The following is a 19202-nucleotide window of genomic DNA, read 5'->3' as shown; positions in this document are numbered from 1 at the left end:
TCCCGTTCGCCTTCCCGCCCGCCCTGCACGCCGCGCTGGCCGACCTGGCCCGCAGGCACCGCACCACCCTGTTCGCCGGCCGGTCGGAATTCTCAGGAGGGGCAGTAATCGTAGAAGTCGAAGCACTGCGACGCGTTGTTGTTCTTCAACTGGTCGTTGAAGTTGGCGCCGGTCATGCGCTTGATGTACTGGCTGGGGCCGGTGTTGTTCGAGTTGAAGTAGACCGTCACGCTGTAGTTGATGTTGAAGTTCCACCCCGACGCGGCGTTGTTCTTCACGTAGTACCCGGCGCCGTTGCCGCCCGAGAACTTGTACCAGTTCGGAGCGCCGTAGTTCTCGGCCACGTGCGAGTTGCCCCGGCCGTCCTCGAACGTGGCGCCCTGGAAGTTGGAGTTGAAGTAGAGGCAGAAGTCCTGCCCGCTGCACGTACCCGGGTTCGGGGCGGCGGAAGCGGCCGGCGCGGAAAGCGCGAGACTGCCGGCGGCGATCATCACCGCGGCCCCGATCTTGATGTTCCCCGTGAGCTTCATGGACACCTTTCGAGTACTCGAATCGGCGCATCGAGCCGGATCGGGGACCGCGCTCCGAGGCGGGCGACCGCGGGCTCGGATCGTGGTTCCCTTCGGCTCCGAATCAGCTGACGCCCCGGAGGTGGAAGCGTGCCCGCCCCACTGGGCTACGAGTATCATCGGACAACGCTCCACCCCGGTCAATGCTCATGACGGATCATCACATCGTGCGCATCGCAACGGCCGTGGGTGACCATCGACTTCTGCGCGACGCACGACGACAGCACGACCGAATCCGGAACTCGGCGTCCATACCGGGCGAACGCGGACCACCCGGCGGACATCGGGGACCATGGGAAGGGACAGCCGACCAATCGACCGGAATGCCCGCATATCAAACGAATCCGGAAATATCCCTGAAGGGACCGATGGCCGTGCCGCACGGAAATCCGAGAATTCGAGCGACGCTCCTTCTGGCGGGACTCGTCGCAGCGACATCCGCGGCCTGTACGAGCGCGGGCGGCCCGAGCGCGGGCGGGCCGGAATCCCCCCGCGTACCGGACTCCCCGGCACCGGCCGTCGCCGCTCCCGCCGTCCCGGCCGTCCCCACCCTCGCGAGCACGCTCGACCGGGAGCTGCCCGTCGAGAAGTACCTGATCACCCCCGAGGAGAACTCGAGGATGGACCGCGGCTGGGCCCGCCTGGTCTCGACCTGCATGAAGCGCTTCGGACTGGACTACGAGCCGGCGGTCCGCGAATCGCGCGAACGCACCGGCCAGACCGCGCACCGGTACGACCCCACCGACCCGGCCGTCGCCGCCGCGCGCGGATACCACGGCGACGCCTCACGGGACGGGGCTGCGACGCCTCCGGCCGAGTCGGTCTCCCCGGACGTGCGCCTCGTGCTCGGTTCGGGAAGCGGGTCGCCCGAAGCCCCGGGCGGCGCCCGGGAATCACAATTCCGCGGGGTCCCGATCCCCCCTGGCGGATGCGCCGGCGAAGCCCAGGAAGCGATCAGGGCGGGCGGCGGGATATTCCAGGACGCCCAGGTGGCCATCGACGTCAACTTCGCCAACTACCGGCGCTCGCTCGCCGATGAGAGGGTGAAGGACGTGTTCGGGAAGTGGTCCGCGTGCATGAAGGCGAGCGGCTTCGACTACGAGACGCCGACGGCCGCCGCGAACAACCCCGAATGGAACCACTCCCCCAACCCCTCGGCGATCGAGAAGGAAACGGCGGTCGCCGACGTCCGGTGCAAACGGGAGAACAACGTCATCGGCGTCTGGTTCGCCGTCGAATCCTCCTACGAGGAACAGGACATCGCGCAGAAGCTGCAGGAACTCGCCCACGTACGGGAAGCGATCGACATCGCCCTCCGCAACGCCGCTTCAGCACTGCAGAGATGAGCGGGCCGGATTTGGACGGGCACGTGGCCGCGCGCAGCACAGGGCCTGTGTGCGCCGGCCGGGATCGAAGGGGTGGCCGTCGCGGTGCGGGCCGAGGGCGCTGGAGGCGCCGAGTCCTGCTCGGCGCGCTCCGCCCGGCCCGGCCCGGCCGGGGAATCGGGTTAGGTACGCGTACTCATGCCGCGGGCGCGTGGATCGGGCATGATCCTCACCGTCCAGCGCCCCCAACCGCCGGCCACCGCCGCGGTGCTGCCCGCCGGGTGGACGGTCAAGGGCACCGGCAATCAGGTCGACACCGGCACCACCATCAACGAGTACCGGGGCGACCCGCCTCAGCTCACGGAACCGTGCAACCAGATGCGCGTCTCCGGGTTGGTCTTCTCCCAGGGCTACAAGGTGTCGGGCGCGATGAACGAGGTCTACGACGGGGAGCACATGGTCTCAAGTAGGGGTCCCGGGTCCCACAGCGGCGGGGCGGGTCGACAGGGCTGTCGGATCCCGCTTGTAGAGTCCGCCCGAGACTCACAGGTGGCTGCCGAAGGAGCACCAATGCCGAGAACCACCCCGCCCCGGCCTGTCGACATCGCCTCCGTGTTCCCGGAGCTGGCGCCGCTGGCCCGGCAAGCAGTCCGCCTGCACCCCCGCGCGGGCCGGCCGTCCGTTCACGACAGCTCCGTCGGCGGACCACTCCTGTGGCCGGTCGACGAGCCATGGCCGGCCTGCGCGGAGGAACACCACAACTGGCAGCCGCCCGTCTCCCTCGGCGACGTCCGCCGGAAGCGGGCACTGCTCGAGGCCGCCTGGCTCCGCCCCCGCGAGCCCCACGAGAACCTCCTCGACCCCGGCCAACGCGCGTACCTCGACGAGCTCCGAGCCGGACATCCCGCTCACACCGGGCCGAACGCCCTGCTGCCGGTCGCCCAGCTCTACCTCCGCGACGTCCCCCAACTCGCCGGCCCCGAGGGAGCCGACCTCCTGCAAGTGCTGTGGTGCCCCCTCGACCACGACAACGCGCTTCCCGCGGCACGCCTCGTCTGGCGGAACACCGCGAGCGTCGGCACGCTGCTCACCGATCCCCCGGAACCCGCGGACGTCGAGCACTACGGCAGCTACGTTCCCGAGCCCTGTGTCCTTCACCCCGAGGTCGTCACCGAGTACCCGGCACCCCACGAACTCCCGCGGGAGCTCGCCGACCGTCTCTACGGCTGGGGCGAGAAGCAGGAAGAGGACCAGGAAGAGGGCCCCGGCGGCGCCTACTACCAGTACGAGCTCTCCGTCGCTCCCGGCTGGAAGGTCGGCGGTTGGGGCCCCTGGAGCTTCCGCGACCCCTCGCCGATGCACTGCGCGAGCTGCAACGCCCCCTACAAGCCCCTGTTCACCATCGACTCCGGCGAATGGGACGGCGGCAGCGGCAGCTGGATCCCCCTGGAAGACCGCGAGGAACCGTCAGGCCCCGTCGGGCTGCGCCGGCCCGCCGATCCTCCGATGGTGCAGATCGGCAGAAGCTACTCCATGCAGATCTACATCTGCCCGACGTCGTTCGACCATCCGCACCTCGAAGTCATGCAGTGAACCCGCCACCCGGTCGCAGACCGGCCCGTCTCGGCCGGGTGCCTCCGCAGCCCGCCCACCGAGGCCCCGTCCCGGAGGTGCCCAGGACCGGAGGGGCCTCGGCCACGCCCGGCCGGCCGGCGGCCGGGATCGCGGTCGGACGCGCCGGCGGGCGAGGAGAAGCGTGTCTCCGCAGGACGTCCGGGGCCGCTCGGGATCTCCCGGAAGGTGCGGAGCCCGGCAGAGCCGGCTCCCCTTTCACGGGGTGATCCCGAGCGGCGCGGCGCTACGGCAGGTAGGAGGCCACGCGGGCGGCGAACTGGTCCGGGGTGAGGATCGGGATGCCCAGTGTCTCGGCCTTCGCCCGCTTGGAGCCCGCCTTCTCTCCGGCCACCAGCAGGGTGGTGCGGGTGGACACCGAGGAGGAGGCCTTGCCGCCGGCGCGCTCGACGAGTTCGTTCACCTCGTTGCGGGAGAGGGCCGCGAGCGGGCCGGTCATGCTGCCGGTGACGACGACGGCCTCACCGGCGAGCGGTGCGACCGGCTGCCGGCCGGCGTCGCCGTCCGCGTCATCGCCGGCGGCGGTGTCCGCCGCGGTGGCCGGCGCGGCGGCGAGCGCCCGGGGTTCGGTGACGGCGGTGCCGACGTCCTGGGCGGCGAGCTTGTCGAGGAGCGGCGCGAGGTCGGCGAGTTCGGCGACGATGACCCGGGCCTTCTCGGCGCCGATGCCGTCCACGGCGGCCAGGGTCTCGGCGTCGGCGGCGCGCACCGCCGCCATGGAGCCGAAATGGGCGGCGATGCGGCGGGACATGGTGCGCCCGGTCCCGCGCACGCCGAGCGCGCAGAACACCCGGCCCAGCGGGCGGCTGCGGGCCGTCTCGATCGCGGCGAGGAGGTTGTCGGTGCTGGTGGCGCCCATGCGCTCCAGGGCGAGGAGCCGGTCGCGGGTCAGGGTGAACAGGTCGGCGATGTCGCCGACCAGGCCGGCTTCGACGAGTTGGACGGCGCGGGTGCGGCCCAGGCCCTCGATGTCGAGCTGGTCGCGGCCGGCCGCGTAGATGACGGAGGCGACGGCCTGGCAGTCGCGGCCGCGGGTGCAGCGCCAGCGCTGTTCGGTGGTGTCGATGGCGTCGCCGCAGCGGGGGCAGGCCTCGGGGAAGACGATGGGGGTCTCGTCGCCGGTGCGCTGGTCGGCGAGCGGCGCCTCCACGCGCGGGATGACGTCGCCGGCCCGGTAGACGAACACCCGATCGCCGATCCGCAGGTCGCGGCGGGTGATGTCGGCGGGGTTGTGGAGGGTGGCGTAGGTGACGGTGACACCGTCGATGTCGACGGGTTCGAGGACGGCGCGCGGGGCGATGATGCCGGTGCGGCCGACGTTCCACTCGACGTCGAGCAGCCGGGTCACCTTGTGCTCGGCGGCGAGCTTGCGGGCGACCGCCCAGCGCGGGGCGCGCGAGCCGGAGCCGGCGCCCCGCTGGTCGGCGGCGGAGTCGGCCTTGACGACCACACCGTCGATCCCGAACGGCAGGACCGCGCGCAGCGCGGCGATCTCCTCGACGCGCCGCTGGACGTCCTCCTGGGTGGCGCAGCGCTGCGGGTGGGCGGGGGTGGTGGCGGCGGTGTTGGCTCCGAGGGCGGCGAGGCGTTCCAGCAGGGCGCTGTGACCGAGGTCGTCGTCCAGGCCGACGGCGCCGTAGGCGAAGAAGGTCAGCTCGATGCGGTAGGGGCGGTCCTTGGCGCGCAGGGTGCCGGCCGCGCCGCTGCGGGGGTGGGCGAACGGCGTGGCGCCGTGCTCGGTGCGCAGCCGGTTGGCGTGCTCGAACTGGGTGTGGGTGAGCAGGACCTCGCCGCGCAGTTCGACGTCGACGGGCTCGGTGAGCGCGGCGGGCAGGCCGAGGATGGCGTCGGCGGCGTGGCTGATGTCCTCGCCGGCCAGGCCGTCGCCGCGGGTGAGGACCTGGTGCAGGCGGCCGGCGCGGTAGCGGGCGGCGATGGCCATGCCGTCCAGCTTGGGCTCGACGCACCAGGCGCTCACCTCGCGGCCCAGGCGCCGCTCCAGCCCGGCGGCCCACTCGGCGAGTTCCTCGGCGGAGAAGACGTTGTCCAGGGAGAGCATCGGCACGCTGTGCGGGACGTCGCCCCGGGCCGCGCCGCCGGCGACCTTCCCGGTCGGCGAGTCGGGCAGCACCTGGTCGGGGTGGGCGTCCTCGAAGGCGGTGACGGCCCGCAGCAGGGCGTCGTACTCGTCGTCCCCCAGCGGGCTCGACCCGTCCCCGTAGTAGGCGGCAGCGGCCCGCACCGCCCTGTCGACGGCGGCGGCGTAGTCGGCCGGGGAGGAAAGGGCGGCAGCGGTGTCGTCGGTCATGCGGGCATCATGTCCGACGCCACCGACAACACCGTCTCGAAGACCGGCGAGCCGTCCCCGGGCCTTTCTCCCCGGACGCCGGTTGGGCCGTAGCCACCCCCGCGCGAACCGGAAGTGGTCGGCCGTTCCGTCTCCAGGACAGGACGCTGCGGTAGCCGCCCTACCCGACAGGCCCTCGGACGACGGGCAGTGCGATGGCCTCCGCCGAGGTCGTTAGCCTGACGGGATGACAGGAGTACTGGAGTTCGGGGCATGGCTGGCGCGCCTGATGGGCCACCGGACGCTCGACTCCGCCGCGCTCGCGGAGGCGTCCGGCTCCGACCCCGCTCAGCTGCAGGCCGTGCTCGGCGGCCGGGCGCCGGCCGGACGGCTGCTCAGGGCCCTCGGACCTGCGCTCGGCCTGCACGTCGCCGACCTGTTCGTCCTCGCCGGGCAGCCGGTTCCCGACGACCTGACACCGGTCACCCGCAACCGGAACTGGTCGGTGGGTTCCGTGGTCTGCAACGCGATGGTCATGCCCGCCGAGAACCGGCGACCGCTGCTGGACGCGATCGGGGCGCTGCCCCGGGTACGGCGGGAGGAGCGTGGCGGGGTCGACCGGCCGTACCACCGGTACGAGCCGGGCTTCGGCGCGGTGCTCCTGAAGCTCACACACAACCGGAACCTCACCTGGACGTGCACGGCGAAGACCCTGGCCGCGTCCACCATCGGCGGAATCGGCCGCGGAACCGTCGAAAAGACGCCCGAGCTGGTGGCCGGCTTCGCGGGCGTGCTCGGCATCCCCGCCCCCGACCTCGCGGCGCTCGGCGGCATCCGCCTGCCCGACGGCCTGCCCCCGCTCCACTCCCGGGCCGCGGACCTGGCCGCGGTCATCTGGGAAGCCCGACGCCTGACCACCGCCCAGCTCAAGGACGTCGAACGCATCTCCCGCCACCTGTGCGGATGAGACCGGCCCACGCGATGGTGGAGGCATGCGGAAACTGACCTACGGCATGAACCTGACCCTGGACGGCTACATCGCCGCGCCCGGCGACGACATCGGCTGGGGCGTGCCGAGCGACGAGCTGTTCCAGTTCTGGTCCGACCGGTTGCAGGCGGCCGACCTGACGCTGTACGGGCGCAAGCTGTGGCAGACGATGAGCTCCTACTGGCCGACCGGCGACCGGCAGCCCGATGCCACCCCGGCCCGGATCGAGTTCGCGCGCCGCTGGCGGGACATGTCGAAGGTGGTGTTCTCCTCGACGATCGACACCGTCGACTGGAACACCCGCCTGGTCACCGGCGACGCCATCGCCGAGATCACCCGGCTCAAGGCCCAGGACGGCGGCCCGATGGACATCGGCGGCGCGACACTCGCCGGGGCCGCCATGCGGGCCGGGCTGATCGACGAGTACGTGCTGGCCACCGCGCCGGTCCTGGTGGGCGGCGGCACACCGTTCTTCACCGCCCTGGACAGCTGGGTGAACCTCGACCTGCTGGAGACGCGGACACTCCCCGGCGGCGTGGTCCTGACCAGGTACGAGACGAGGCGCTGAACGGCCGCCACTCGGCTCGACACCAGCCAGGCGCCCGCTGGTCGAGGGCGGCGGCCGCGCGGACCGGGCCGGCGGGGCGGGCCGCGGCAGTCGCCGGGCACGGTTCGGCCCGGACGCGGCGGACGACGGCGGCCGGCAGGGTCGGGAAGGGACCGGCCTGATCCAGGAGGACCTCACGGCGCGGCGCATCCTGGACGAACGCCCTGCTGCACCTGCCGGTGGTCGCCCGTGAAGCGGTGTCGACATCACCATCGACGACTTCGACCCCCTCCACCGGCGGGTACCCGCGCTGGCGAACGTGAAGACGACCGGACGGTACCCGGTCGAGTACTTCTGGTACGCCGGAGGCGTCCCGGCGCTGATGCAGGGATGCCTCACGGCCACCGGCAGGGCACGGCGCCTCCGTCACCTGACGGCGCGGCCGGGAGGGCCGCGCCGGCCCGCGGGCCGTAGAGTCTGGGGCGATGGCCGCCCGTCCGGACTTCGACCGGATCGCCGACGAGCTCTACACCCTCGCTCCCGGCGACTTCACCGCCGCCCGCAACCGGCACGCCGACGAGCTGAGGAAGACCGACCGCCGGCTCGCCGAGCGGATCCGCGCGCTGCGCCGCCCCACCCAGGCAGCGTGGGCCGCCAACCTCCTCACCCGCCACCACGGGGACTTCGTCGCCGACCTCCTGGCCCTCGGGCAGGAGCTGCGGGCCGCCCAGGAGCAGTTGGCCGGCGACCGGCTCCGGATGCTCGGCGAGCGACGCCGGCAGCTGGTGCGGGAGCTGCTGGTCCGGGCTCAGCGAGCGGCGGCCGAGGCCGGGCACCCACTGGGTACGGAGGCCGTCGACGGGGTGGAGCGGACGCTGAGTGCCGCGCTCGCGGACCCGCGGGCCGCCGAGGCCTTCGCCGCCGGGCGGCTCGTCGTGCCGCTGGAGCCGGTGGCATGGCCGGGCACGGCGTCCGACGCTACGGCTGACGGAGCGGGGCAGGCCGCGGGCGGATCGGCGATTCCGGGACGGGAGAGGTCGGCGCGGGTGCGCGGCGCCCGGTTGCCGTCCCGGTCGGCCGTGGGAGCTGGCGGCACGGCGAAGCGGGCCGAGGCCGAACCCCCGCGGCGCGAGCGGGAGCGGGAACGGGAGCAAGCGCGGGAGCAGGCGCGCCAGGAGGCGGGGGCGGCGGAGGTGGCCGGGCGGGAGGCGGCCGGCCGGCGTGATGCCGCCGAGCGGGTGCTCGCCGACGCCGAGTCCGCCCGGCGGCAGGCCCGGGACGAGGCGGAGCAGGCCCGCCGGGCGCTCTCCGCCGCCGAGCGGCGCGAGGAGCGCGCCAGGGCGGACCTCGCCCGAGCCGAGGAGCAGGTGCTCGCCGCCCGGGAGGAGGCCGGGCAGGCCCGGGAGGTGGCATCGCGGGCGAGCGAGGCCGCCCTGGCGGCGGCCGGGAGGCTGCACGAGCTGGAGTCCGGCGGTCGGCGGGAGCGGTAGGCGACCGTTCGGGGCCGGCGCCGGCTGCGGGGTTTGGCGGGCGCCCGGTGGTGCAGGCGCTCGGGTAGGGCGTCGTCGCTGCCTCCGAGCGGGGCCCAGCAGGGCGGCGACGCCCGTCGGCCCAGTCCCACGTGCGCGGCGCCGCCCCGGCGGCGACTCTGGCGGTGAGCCGTCCGCCGCCGGTGGTGCGGCGCGAGACGAGGAAGGGAGGCCGTGATGGCCCGACCCGTGTGGACCGGGGTGCTCAGCTTCGGGCTGGTCACCGTACCGGTCGCCCTCTACACCGCGACCTCGTCGCACGACGTGCGCTTCCACCAGCTGGAGCGCGGGACCTCGGACCGGGTCCGGAACAGGCGGGTCAACGAGCGCACCGGCAAGGAGGTCGGGTTCGCGGAGATCGTGAAGGGCTACGAGGTCGCCGAGGGCGAGTACGTGATCGTCGAGCCGGAGGAACTGGAGCAGATCTCCCCCGGCCGCTCCCGCACCATCGACATCGCCGGCTTCGTGGACCTCTCCGACGTCGACCCGATCTTCTTCGACAAGACCTACTACCTCGGCCCGCGCGGCACGGAGTACCAGAAGATCTACGCGCTCCTCGTCGAGGCCCTCGCCCGCTCCGAGCGCGTCGGGCTGGCGATGTTCGCGATGCGCGGCAAGGAGTACCTGACCGCCGTGCGCTCCGAGCAGGGGATGCTGGAGCTGCACACCATGCACTTCGCCGACGAGGTCCGCGACGCCCGCACCGAGGTCGGCGACCTGCCGGAGAAGGTCAAGCTCTCCACCCAGGAGATCAAGACCGCCGAGCAGCTGATCGGCATGCTCGCGATCGAGTGGAAGCCCGAGGACTGGCACGACACCTACGAGGAACAGGTGAAGAAGCTCATCGAGGACAAGCTCGCCGGCCGTGAGATCGCCGTCTCCACCGGCCCGGCCCCCGAGGCCACCAACGTCATCGACCTCATGGACGCCCTGCGCCGCAGCGTGGAAGGCGCCCGCAAACCCGCCGACGAAGGGGCGTCCGAACAGCCGAAGAAGCCCGCCGGCCGGACCACGCCCGCCCGCACCGGCCGCTCCCCCAAGGCGGCCGGTGGCAAGAAGACCACCTCCACCAAGGCGGCCGGCGGCACGAGCACCCCGAAGCGCGTCAGCGCCACCGGCAAGCGTCAGCTGTCCCAGCTCACCAAGACCGAGCTGTACGAGCGCGCCACCGACCTCGACATTCCAGGCCGCTCCACCATGACCCGCGACCAACTCCAGCACGCCCTTGAGGCGGCAGGCCGCCCGCACCGCGCGGCGTCCTGAGGGCCGACCGCCGCAAGGAGCCGGTACTCGACGCCGGCTCACGCCCGTTCAACACCCCGGAATTGACGACTGTCGGCTCGCCAGCGGTTGCCCGGCGTCTCCGCCGAGCGCCCGGCGCTTCCGCCGCGACTGGAACGTCGGGCGCTGCACCCTGTCCGGGACACCACGTTCGCGGAGGACTACGCCGCTTGCCCTCCTCGCCCTCGGGTGGTCACACCATGGACATCAGCCGACCGCACCGAAGCCCTGCGCGGGGCCGGACAGCCGAACGGCTCCCCTCTCCGGGGAGAGGGGAGCCGTTGCGGGCCTGCCGGAGGCCGCAGCCTCAGGCGTGGCGACGGGGCTTGTTCCCGGTGATCAGCCGGTAGGCGGCGAGGATGATGACCGAGCCGACGATGGCGGCGATCCAGGTGGAGAGATCGAAGAAACCGTCGATGGAGTCGACGCCGAAGACCACCTTGCCGAGCCAACCGCCCAGCAGGCCGCCCCCGATCCCCAGCAGGATCGTGATGATGACGCCTCCCGGGTCCTTGCCCGGCATCAGTGCCTTCGCGATGAGGCCCGCGAACAGTCCGATCAGGATCCAGGCGATGACGCCCATGTGCTACTCCTACCTCGATGAGTACGGCCGGTGTCAGCGCTCGTCTTCACCGTGCCGCCCTTTTCAAACCCCCCGCGCCCCGACCCGCGAACCCCGGCCCGGTCGTTCGAGCCCTCGGCGCCGTTCCGGACAGAAGACACCGATCCGGATGCATGCTCCGGGCGGCCCGGGGAAGTCGGCAGCCGCACGACGACCATGGACCACCGACCGAGGAGGCTCGTGTGACCAGCGGAATGTGGGACTACGGCAAGGCCGACGGCTACGCCCCGGGCACGGATCTGACGGGTTACCGCGTCGAGGCCGAGGACGGACACATCGGGAAGATCGACCGGCACACCGAGGACGTCGACTCCGCGCACATCGTGGTCGACACCGGCCCGTGGATCTTCGGCCGCGAAGTGTTGCTCCCGGCGGGCACGATCCGGCGCGTGGACACCGGTGAGCGGACGGTGTGGGTGAACCGGACCAAGGACGAGGTCAAGAACTCCCCGGAGTACGACAAGGACCGGCACACCTCCGACCCGGACTACCACCGCACGATCGGCAGCTACTACGGCGGAGCCATCTGACCCTCCGTCCACCCAGCCCTCCGGCGGGCCACGACCGCGTCGTCGTGGCCCGCCGGAGGGCTGCTCGGTCCCAGGCCACGAACGTGCCACCGGCCCGGGCATTGCGGCCGCTCCGCCATCACCCACGCCCGGCTCCCCTGCCATGGGCGTCGCCGTCTCTCCCGCCGTCCACTCCCCCGGCGGCGGAGGGAGGCGTACTCGTGGACGGCCTGCCGCCGGTCGGCGCCGGGGCAGCGCGCCGCGCGCACAGGAAGTCGGCCCGGTCGACTTCCTACTCCACGATCGCCGGTTCATCCACCCACCGGAGCCGTCGGGTACGGGTGGAACCGCTCCTTCGGGCACCGCCGTCGAAGTGGCGGAGCGGCGAGCGCCGGCGGCGCGTGCGCCCCACGTCATGGCGGTCATTTCGAGCGCGTTCACTTGCGGACCAGGGCCCCCTACCGTCCGACATCGGCCAAAAGGGGCTCGCAACCGGCGAATCCCGGCGAACCCGCAGTTTCGTCATCCCCGCCGGTCAACCCCGCTCCGGCCGACCGGCGCCCGTCCGGCGCGCCACCGTTCCGGCCGCGCAGCAGCACCGTTCCCACGGCCGGCGCCTGCGAGGGCCGGCGCCGCGCCTCATGAACGGGGCCGGGCCGTCCGCCCTCCGACGGCCGCGTTTCCGTGCGGGCGTTCTGTTTCCCGCACACCGCGAGGGACACAAGCGGACGAGTACCCTCGGCCACCTCGCGCTCCCACCCGAGGCGGGCGCCCGCAATGCGGTACGGCCCGTCGCGCCCTCCGGACGGCGGCGAGCCGCCCGAGATGTCACCGAACGTCACCGATCGCCGCCCCGTGAACCGCACCCGCCCTCCCCACACTTTCACGGAAGCCTCCCCTCGAATCCACCCGAGAGCATTCCCGCGCTGCTCCCGGAGAATTGTTCCGGACGGTCGGGAATTGCCGCCCCGGGATCTGGAATCACGCATTCTCCCGACACGGTCGATCGGCATACGAATGTGGCCGAGAACGGCCTCACGAGATCGCCGCCGACCGGGTGACGGTGGAGATCCGGTTCCCCAGGAATGGAATAAGGGAGATCATCATGAGCCTGCCCGTGCGCCGCTACCTCGGGGTCGCCGCCGCGTCCCTCGCCGTGTTCGGGGCCGCGGCCGTCCCGGCGACCGCCGCGTCCACCTCGACCAGCCGCATCACGCTCAACCGCACGGACTGCAACCAGAACGACTACCTCGAGATCCACAACAACAGCGGCCGCGACACCCTCTGCTTCGCCAACGCCGGCGAGGCCGGCGTCGCGATCTACGGCGTCAACTGGGTCGAGTCCGGGAACAACGTCGTGAAGATCGAGTTCCAGCGCAATCTGAACGACCCGCGCCTGGAGAGCTTCACCCTCAACAAGTGGAGCCAGTGGAACCCGGGCCAGCCGTCCATCCACAAGATCACCTGGATCAAGATTTACTGATCCCGTCACGGCGGTTCCCCTCGACGGGATTCCGCAGCACAGACCTCCGAGACAGAGGCCGGCCCCGGTCACTCACCTTGAGTGACCGGGGCCGGCGTCCGACGTGGCTCTCACGTCAACCGCTCCTTCCGTCAGCCGGTCGGCCGACGGAAGGGGTGGGCGGCGAGGCCGTCGGTCACCGGAACCAACCGCTCCAGGCGCCGTTCGCCGCCCGGTTGTTGAACCAGTGCCGGGAGTCCGTGCCGATCACTTCCAGCTGCACGAAGGCACCGTTGTGGGCGTTGACCCGGACGTCGCCCGTGACGCGGCCGCCGAGCGAGACCAGCGGGCTCCGCGTGTCGTCGGGGTTGGTCCAGTAGGTCCACACCGCGTAGTCCGCGCCGATGAAGAACGTCTGCACCGTCCCGTCGTCGAAGGTGTAGACCGGCATCTCCCGGCCGAACCCGCCCCCGCAGAGGAAGTGGCCGTTCCTACCGTTGAGCTTCTCGACCGAGACCGTCGGCTTGTCGCAGTACCAGAGCCTGATCACCTCCAGCGAGGCGGCGTCGGCGGTGCCCGCCGTCGCGACGACCGTCCCCGCCAGCGCCGCGGCGACGGCGACCACCGACGCGGCGGCCCTCCCCAACCTCTTCGTCCTCACCACTGACCTCCCGATGACCGGTCCGCCCGTACGGCGGGCGCGAGATGGCGTGCGAGGGCCCGGTCGACCGGGGGCAGCGGACGACGGCTCCCGACGTCCACCGGTGCCGGGCCCTCGCCCCAAGCTTCGCCGCCGACTTGACGGTTCGTCACCAGCGACCGGCGGGTAACGGCCGTCCGGCCGGGCGCGTCTGCCCCAAGGTCCACCCGGGCCTGCCCGCGCCCGTGACAACCGGCAGGCGGGCCCACCCCGTCACACCCCTCGTCAGGAACCGGAGAGCACGCTCAGGCCAGCGGCGGGCCTCCGCCGACGGCGACCTCGGCGCGCGCCACGTCCTCGCCCGCCGTCTCCATCGGTGAACAGGAGTAGCGGACCCGTCCCGGCGGGGCGGCGCCGCCGTCGCCCTCGCCTCCGGGTTCGGACACGGAATGTCCGTGCCGTGGAACGATCCGGTCAGAACCGGGCAACGCCCCGATCCCGCCGCGCCGATCCGCTTACGGTGGTCGCAAGGCCGCAGGGGGTGGGGCCGGGACGCCGCGGCACCCCTGTCGGTGTTCGACGGAAGGGGCGGGATTGCTGCGGATCCACTTCACCCACGACGACCTGACCAGGGTGCGGATCGCGCGGGCACCCGACCCGCTCGCCGAGACGGTCCTGAGCCTGTCGCTGGTGCAGACCCGCGAGGTCGGCGGCGTGGCGTTGGAGGGGTGGCGCAGTCGGACCCGCGGGAGCATCCGGCCCGAACTGCGGGTGCTGTTCGACCTGGCGACGCCGGTCGGGGCGGCGGAGGCCGCGGAAGCGTTCCTGCACGCCGGCAGCCACACCCTGCCGGAGAGCCTGGACCAGACCTGGTCGCTGCCCTGCCGGCGGTGGAGCGCCGACCTGCGCGCCCTCAGCGGGACGCGCCCCCGGGCGCCCCGCTGGGTCTACGAACTGCACCGGGGCGCACGCGAGTGGCGCGAACTGGTCGACCGCCGGCTCCGCGAGTACCACGCCTTCGCGGTCGCGCCGTACTGGTCGCAGCTGCTGGCCGCCGCGCACACCGACCGCGGCCGGCGGGCCAGCCTCGCCGCCGACCGCGGCCTCGACGGACTGCTCGGCACTCTCCACCCCGGCATCCGCTGGGAGTCACCGGTTCTGACGCTGCCCTCCCCCGTCGACACCGACCTGCGGCTGCGCGGCGCCGGCGTCATGCTCGTCCCCACCTTCTTCTGGCCCGACCCGATGGCGCTCACCGACAACCGCGGCCTCGACCACCCGCTCGTCCTGCACTACCCGCTCGCCCCCGACCTCGCCACCTACCGCGCGGTCTGGTCCTCGGCCGCCGCGGACGGGCCGGACGGCGCGCTCGTCGCCCTGCTCGGCACCACCCGCGCCCGCACCCTGCACGCGGCGGCCGATCCGGCGGGCACCGTCGAACTCGCCCGCCGCACCGGCTGCTCACCCGCCACCGCGAGCCACCACGCCGCCGTCCTGCGCGCCGCCGGCCTGCTCACCACCGAACGCACCGGCCCCGGCGTCCGCCACACCCTCACCCCGCTCGGCCAGGCCCTCCTCGACGACCGGCCGCCCACCGGCCACCCGTCATCGCCCGCGCCACCGGCGGATTGAGGCCTCCGGGTCCTGGCTGCCGCGCTCGGCGGGCCCTGGAACTCCGGATCCCGTGGCGGGCGAGGTGCCGCGGCCGTGCGAGGCCCCGCCGTCGCACCGGTCCACGGGGGCGGACCGGTACGACGACGGGAGGACGGCCGTGCGGTGGGTCAGATCCGGGTGGAGAGCGGCACCGTGATCCACCGGGACGGTGGCCTCGCCGCCCTGTCCGTTGTCGGCGAAGCCGGTCTGCACGGCACCCGTGTTGATCTCCGAGAAGCCGTCGAGGTTGGCGGTGCCCGGGACGACGCGGCGCACGTACCAGTCGGAGAGGGTGAGGTCCCAGTGGGTGTGGCCGCTGGAGAGGAAGACGTCGCGGTGGCGCCCGAGGAGGCCGAGGAGGCGGTCGGGCTGGAGGTAGTCGCCGGCGTAGATCTTGCTCCGGGTGCCCGAGACGGTGTTGGGCGGCGGGTGGCGGCGTCCGGGTCCCGGTCGCCGGGTCACCGGGTCACCGGGTCACCGGGTCACCGGGCGGAACGTCACCTACCGATTCGCCGTCACCACCGCGTCCCCGGCGCCCCGCGTGCGCGCCCCGGACCAGGGGAGTCCGCACCCGTCGGGACCGGGCATGGGTAAGGTGACCAGCCGAACCACCAGGAAGGGCGCCGATGCGGACACCGACAGGGATACGGAGACGAGCCGGGACACTCGGGGCGCGGGCGGGCACGGCGCTCGCGGCGCTCCTCCTGCTCGGCAGTGCCGGAACGGCCGTCGCAGCAGACCCGAGCGCCGCGCCGAGCCCTGCGGCGACCACCGCCGCCGCGCCGGCCGGTCGGCCCACCGATGGCACGACCCGGTCCGAGCGGCTGGCCGAGGAACTGCGCAGGAGCCCGGTCTACGTCTCGGCCGCCCAGCCGCGCAGGCTGCCGCGTTCACTCGCCCCGGAGATCGCCGCCGTCGCCGAACGCACCGGCGTGCCCACCTACGTGCTGGCGCTTCCGGACGGCGACGCCGCGCTGCTCGCCCTGGTGCACGACCGGCTCGGCGCGGACGGCCTCTACGTGCTGATCGGCGACTACGGCCACATCACCGCCTCCGCGTTCGGCGTCGACGTCCCGGTGGACGACGCCCGCCGGATCTCCCTGTACGGCACCCCGTACGGGGCCGAGCCGCTCGCCGCGTTCAAGAGCTTCGTCGACGCCGTAGCCTCCGGCAAGGACCGGGCCGCCGCCAAGGCCCAGGAGGTGTACGACCGGTACCACGACAGCGACCGGAAGCGCCTGTACATCAGCTCCACCGACCGGCAGAACCAGAATCTGCTGCTCGGGCTGGCCGTGGTGGTGATCCCCGGCCTGGTCCTGGCCCTCGGCCTTCGCCTCTCCCTCCGCCGGAGCCGCTCCTCCGGCGCCGCCCCCGGCCGCGGGAGCGGCCCCAAGCCCACCGTCAGCCTGGACAAGGAGCCGCAGGCGCCCCGCGCTGCCCGGCGCCCGGGCTCCGGGCGGCGACGCCTCGGCCTGCTGCCGGTGACGCTGCTGGCGACGGCCGCCGCCGTGTTCGGCGTGGTGCACTACGCGCCCACCGCCTTCCCCCAGGTCGTCGACAGCCCCCAGCTGAACGTCACCCAGGCGGACCTGGACGCCCGCGTCGACGAAATCGCCGCCGGACTCACGGCCGACCCGGTCTACCAGGACCCGTCCGGTCCCGACGCGCTGACCGCCGCCGAGCTGCCCGCGATCCGGCAGCGGCTCACCGAACTCGCCCCCAAGGGCCCGGTGCACATCGTGGTGACCCCCACCGGCAGCGACGACGAGACCGACCACGACGGCGACCTGCTGCTCGCGCTGATCCACGAACGCACCGGCCGCGACGGCGTCTACATCCTCGTCGACCCGCTGACCGGCGTGATCGGCCTCGACAGCTACGGCACCGGCCAGGACACCCGGCGCCGCTTCTCGCGGGTGCCGGCCGAGGTCAGGTACGCGTACGGGGGCGCCAAGGGGCTGAGCGCGGCGCCGCGGCTGGACCAGGTGCTGGACGCCGTCGCCGCCGCCGAGCCGAAACCCGGCTACGACCCGGCGGAACGCCGCACCACGCTGCCCCCGCTGCACGACAACCGGCTGCCCGCCCTGTTCAGCAACGACTTCGGGGCCGGCGTCGGGCTCGGCGTGATGCTGCTCGGTGTCCTGCTGTTGCTGGCCTGGGCCGCACCCGCCACCGTCCGGGCCGTGATCCGCTCCCGGCGCGACCGCGCGACCGGCTCCCCGCCGCAGCAGACCAGGCCCCGGCACAGCACCCCGCTGCCGTCCCTGCGGCACCTGCGCGCCTGGGCCGGCGAGGACGTCCGCGAACTCGCCGCGCAGCTGGCCGCCGCCGACCAGGACGCGCCCGGCCGCACCCGCGCCTGGGACTGCCTGGACGCCGCCCAGCTCCTCGCCGACAGCGGCGGGCAGCGCCCCGACGAGCCGGCCGAGGCGGGCGACCTGGCCGCCGTCGTGGTGCTCGCCCGGGCCGGGCTCGCCGCCCTCCGGGGCCACCCCCACCCCGCCGTCTGCCGGCTCAACCCGCTGCACGGCGAGGCCACCGGCGGCCGGGTGCCGGCATGGTTCGAGGAACTCGGCATCGGCCCCCGGTCCGCGCGGTTGTGCACCGACTGCCGGGACGCCCTCCGCAGCGGCGGAGCCGACCGGGCCGGCCAGGCCCGCGACCGGCTGCTGCGCCTGCCCGGGGCGGACGACCGCGCCCGGACCGCCTGGGACGAGGCCGGGCAGATCCTGCCGGCCGCCCGCGAAGGGCTCGAAGCACTCATCCTCAGGGCCAGGGAGTCCGCCAGTGTCCAGTGACCGCCCGACCGTCCGCCACCCCTCCGCCGGCCCCGACCGGCGCCTGCTCGGAGGGCTGTTCGCCGCTCTGCTGATGGCCTGCGCGGCGCTGCTCGGCACCGGTGTCCCCGCCCGCGCGGACAGCCCGGGCACCGGAGCGACCGCCACGGCGATCGCCGAGGCGCTGGCCACCTCCCCGGTCTACGTCGACCCGTCCTTCGCGGCCGCCGTCACCGCCTCCCAGCAGCGGGAGCTCGCCGACCGGATCGCCGCGACCGGCCTGCCGATCAAGGTGGTGCTGGTGCCGCTGAAGAAGGGCGACGCGTTCGACGGCAGCGCCGATTCCCTGGCCGCGGTGGTCCGGGAACGCCTCGGCCGGCCACAGCTGATCCTGCTCACCAACGACCAGTACGGGAGCTGGCTCAGGGGCACCGAGTGGCCGGACGACACCCACCAGGCCCGCGACGCGGCCATGGCCGTCGGCATGCTCAAGGAACTCAAGGACGCCGGACTGGCCGCCCGCGTGGGCCGGGCCGTCGACCTGATCAGCACCGGCCAGGGCACCGAGGTCTTCAAGGCCGAGTCCGCACGGGCGGACCGCGAGCGCTCGGCCCGCCCCACGGTGAAGGAGAAGGCCACCGACTCCTCCCCCGGTGGCTCGGGGACTCCGCTCGTGGTCGGCGCGGCGCTGGTCCTCGCCGCCGCCGTCGGCGCCGCCTTCCTGCTGCGCCGCCGCCGCTCGCCCCGGCACACCGCCTTCACCTTCCCCGACGCCGTCTTCGCCGCCGATCAGGCCGCCGACGAGGCCGGGCTGCGCCGGCAGGCCGCCGCCGAGGTGATCGCCCTCGGCGAGGCCGTCGACGGCGCCGACGGGGCCGCCACGCCCGGCCTGGGCCGCGCCCTGGACGCCTACGACGCGGCCGGCCGGGTCCTGGACGCCGCCCGCGGCATCCCCGATCTGGCGGGCGTGCTCGCCCTGGCCGCCGAAGGACGCTCCGCCCTCGCCGCCGAACCGCGGCTTCCGCTGTGCTTCTTCGACCCCCGGCACGGCTCTGCCGTCCGCCGCACCACCTGGCGCCCGCTCGGCCGCCGGGAACGCGTCGACGTCGCCGTCTGCGAGGACTGTGCCCAGGCCCTGCGCGCCCGCCGCGCACCCCAGGTGCTCGCCGTCCGGGACCAGGGGCGTACGGTCCCCTACTTCGAGCTGCCCGCCGACCGCAGCCTCTGGGCCGCCACCGGCTACGGCTCGCTGCTCTCCGGCCCCGGCGACACCCTGGCCGCCCGGGTCGGCACCGGCGAGTTCAGCCGCGCCCGGCGGCGGTCCGCGGACCACGGCGGAGCCGAGGGCTGAGTCCGGGGGGCTCCTCCGCCGGAGGGGCCG

The 19202-nt window shown here is 73.6% G+C and carries 16 protein-coding genes and 2 pseudogenes; 12 read left to right on the top strand and 6 right to left on the bottom strand.

Going from position 1 to position 19202, the window contains the following annotated elements; all coding sequences use genetic code 11:
• Positions 1-92 precede the first annotated feature (92 nt).
• On the bottom strand, positions 93-530 hold the full coding sequence (locus ABTX81_RS35430) for a peptidase inhibitor family I36 protein (protein WP_350554254.1): 438 nt from the start codon (positions 528-530) through the stop codon (positions 93-95).
• Between the two features lie 407 nt (positions 531-937).
• On the opposite strand from ABTX81_RS35430, the gene ABTX81_RS35425 reads away from it, so the two are divergent.
• Together ABTX81_RS35425 and ABTX81_RS35420 are read left to right on the top strand one after the other, a co-directional pair.
• Positions 938-1915: a hypothetical protein gene (locus ABTX81_RS35425; protein ID WP_350554252.1), complete on the top strand. Its 978-nt coding sequence runs from the start codon at positions 938-940 to the stop codon at positions 1913-1915.
• A 201-nt stretch (positions 1916-2116) separates the two neighbouring features.
• The gene (locus ABTX81_RS35420; protein WP_350554250.1) at positions 2117-3487 is read left to right on the top strand and encodes a hypothetical protein; all 1371 of its coding nucleotides are present in this window, start codon (positions 2117-2119) and stop codon (positions 3485-3487) included.
• 265 nt (positions 3488-3752) lie between these two features.
• Here ABTX81_RS35420 and ligA read toward each other — a convergent pair whose 3' ends face one another.
• Positions 3753-5834, bottom strand: a complete 2082-nt coding sequence (gene ligA / locus ABTX81_RS35415; protein ID WP_350554248.1) for an NAD-dependent DNA ligase LigA — start codon at positions 5832-5834, stop codon at positions 3753-3755.
• 226 nt (positions 5835-6060) lie between these two features.
• On the opposite strand from ligA, the gene ABTX81_RS35410 reads away from it, so the two are divergent.
• The 5 genes and pseudogenes from ABTX81_RS35410 (at position 6061) to ku (ending at position 10140) form a co-directional block, all read left to right on the top strand.
• Positions 6061-6780, top strand: coding sequence for a hypothetical protein (locus tag ABTX81_RS35410; protein WP_350554246.1), 720 nt, complete (start codon positions 6061-6063; stop codon positions 6778-6780).
• A 25-nt stretch (positions 6781-6805) separates the two neighbouring features.
• Positions 6806-7369 carry a dihydrofolate reductase family protein gene (locus ABTX81_RS35405; RefSeq protein WP_350554244.1) on the top strand — a complete coding sequence of 188 codons (564 nt, stop codon included), beginning with the start codon at positions 6806-6808 and terminating at the stop codon, positions 7367-7369.
• Between the two features lie 244 nt (positions 7370-7613).
• Positions 7614-7730 (top strand): annotated as a pseudogene (locus ABTX81_RS35400) (dihydroxy-acid dehydratase domain-containing protein); the annotation flags it as partial.
• 103 nt (positions 7731-7833) lie between these two features.
• Positions 7834-8838 carry a hypothetical protein gene (locus ABTX81_RS35395; RefSeq protein WP_350554242.1) on the top strand — a complete coding sequence of 335 codons (1005 nt, stop codon included), beginning with the start codon at positions 7834-7836 and terminating at the stop codon, positions 8836-8838.
• Positions 8839-9054: 216 nt separating this feature from the next.
• Entirely contained in the window at positions 9055-10140 is a 1086-nt protein-coding gene (gene ku, locus ABTX81_RS35390; protein WP_350554240.1) for a non-homologous end joining protein Ku, read from the top strand.
• Between the two features lie 325 nt (positions 10141-10465).
• Here ku and ABTX81_RS35385 read toward each other — a convergent pair whose 3' ends face one another.
• Positions 10466-10741 carry a GlsB/YeaQ/YmgE family stress response membrane protein gene (locus tag ABTX81_RS35385; protein ID WP_350554238.1) on the bottom strand — a complete coding sequence of 92 codons (276 nt, stop codon included), beginning with the start codon at positions 10739-10741 and terminating at the stop codon, positions 10466-10468.
• Between the two features lie 221 nt (positions 10742-10962).
• Here ABTX81_RS35385 and ABTX81_RS35380 point away from each other — a divergent pair, with 221 nt between their 5' ends.
• The gene (locus ABTX81_RS35380; RefSeq protein ID WP_350554236.1) at positions 10963-11310 is read left to right on the top strand and encodes a PRC-barrel domain containing protein; all 348 of its coding nucleotides are present in this window, start codon (positions 10963-10965) and stop codon (positions 11308-11310) included.
• 1084 nt (positions 11311-12394) lie between these two features.
• Complete coding sequence (locus ABTX81_RS35375; RefSeq protein WP_350554234.1) at positions 12395-12772, top strand: beta/gamma crystallin domain-containing protein; 378 nt, start codon at positions 12395-12397, stop codon at positions 12770-12772.
• Positions 12773-12947: 175 nt separating this feature from the next.
• Here the strand turns inward: ABTX81_RS35375 and ABTX81_RS35370 are convergent, their stop codons facing one another.
• Both ABTX81_RS35370 and ABTX81_RS35365 read right to left on the bottom strand, forming a co-directional pair.
• Positions 12948-13397, bottom strand: a complete 450-nt coding sequence (locus ABTX81_RS35370; RefSeq protein ID WP_350554232.1) for a PLL family lectin — start codon at positions 13395-13397, stop codon at positions 12948-12950.
• A gap of 299 nt (positions 13398-13696) precedes the next feature.
• Positions 13697-13837, bottom strand: a complete 141-nt coding sequence (locus tag ABTX81_RS35365) for a hypothetical protein (protein ID WP_350554230.1) — start codon at positions 13835-13837, stop codon at positions 13697-13699.
• Between the two features lie 148 nt (positions 13838-13985).
• Here ABTX81_RS35365 and ABTX81_RS35360 point away from each other — a divergent pair, with 148 nt between their 5' ends.
• Positions 13986-15023: an ArsR/SmtB family transcription factor gene (locus ABTX81_RS35360; protein ID WP_350554228.1), complete on the top strand. Its 1038-nt coding sequence runs from the start codon at positions 13986-13988 to the stop codon at positions 15021-15023.
• A 186-nt stretch (positions 15024-15209) separates the two neighbouring features.
• Here the strand turns inward: ABTX81_RS35360 and ABTX81_RS35355 are convergent.
• Positions 15210-15476, bottom strand: a pseudogene (locus ABTX81_RS35355) (phosphohydrolase); the annotation flags it as partial.
• 194 nt (positions 15477-15670) lie between these two features.
• Here ABTX81_RS35355 and ABTX81_RS35350 point away from each other — a divergent pair.
• Positions 15671-17842: a hypothetical protein gene (locus ABTX81_RS35350; RefSeq protein ID WP_350554227.1), complete on the top strand. Its 2172-nt coding sequence runs from the start codon at positions 15671-15673 to the stop codon at positions 17840-17842.
• Positions 17832-19172 carry a hypothetical protein gene (locus ABTX81_RS35345; protein ID WP_350554225.1) on the top strand — a complete coding sequence of 447 codons (1341 nt, stop codon included), beginning with the start codon at positions 17832-17834 and terminating at the stop codon, positions 19170-19172. The genes ABTX81_RS35350 and ABTX81_RS35345 overlap by 11 nt, the downstream gene beginning before the upstream one ends.
• Positions 19173-19202: the final 30 nt, after the last annotated feature.

It is taken from the genome of Kitasatospora sp. NPDC097605 (assembly GCF_040302725.1).
In the GTDB taxonomy this organism is placed as follows: Bacteria; Actinomycetota; Actinomycetes; order Streptomycetales; family Streptomycetaceae; genus Kitasatospora.
The sequence above is the reverse complement of the archived record's forward strand: the minus strand, read 5'-3'. Positions and strand labels throughout refer to the sequence as shown.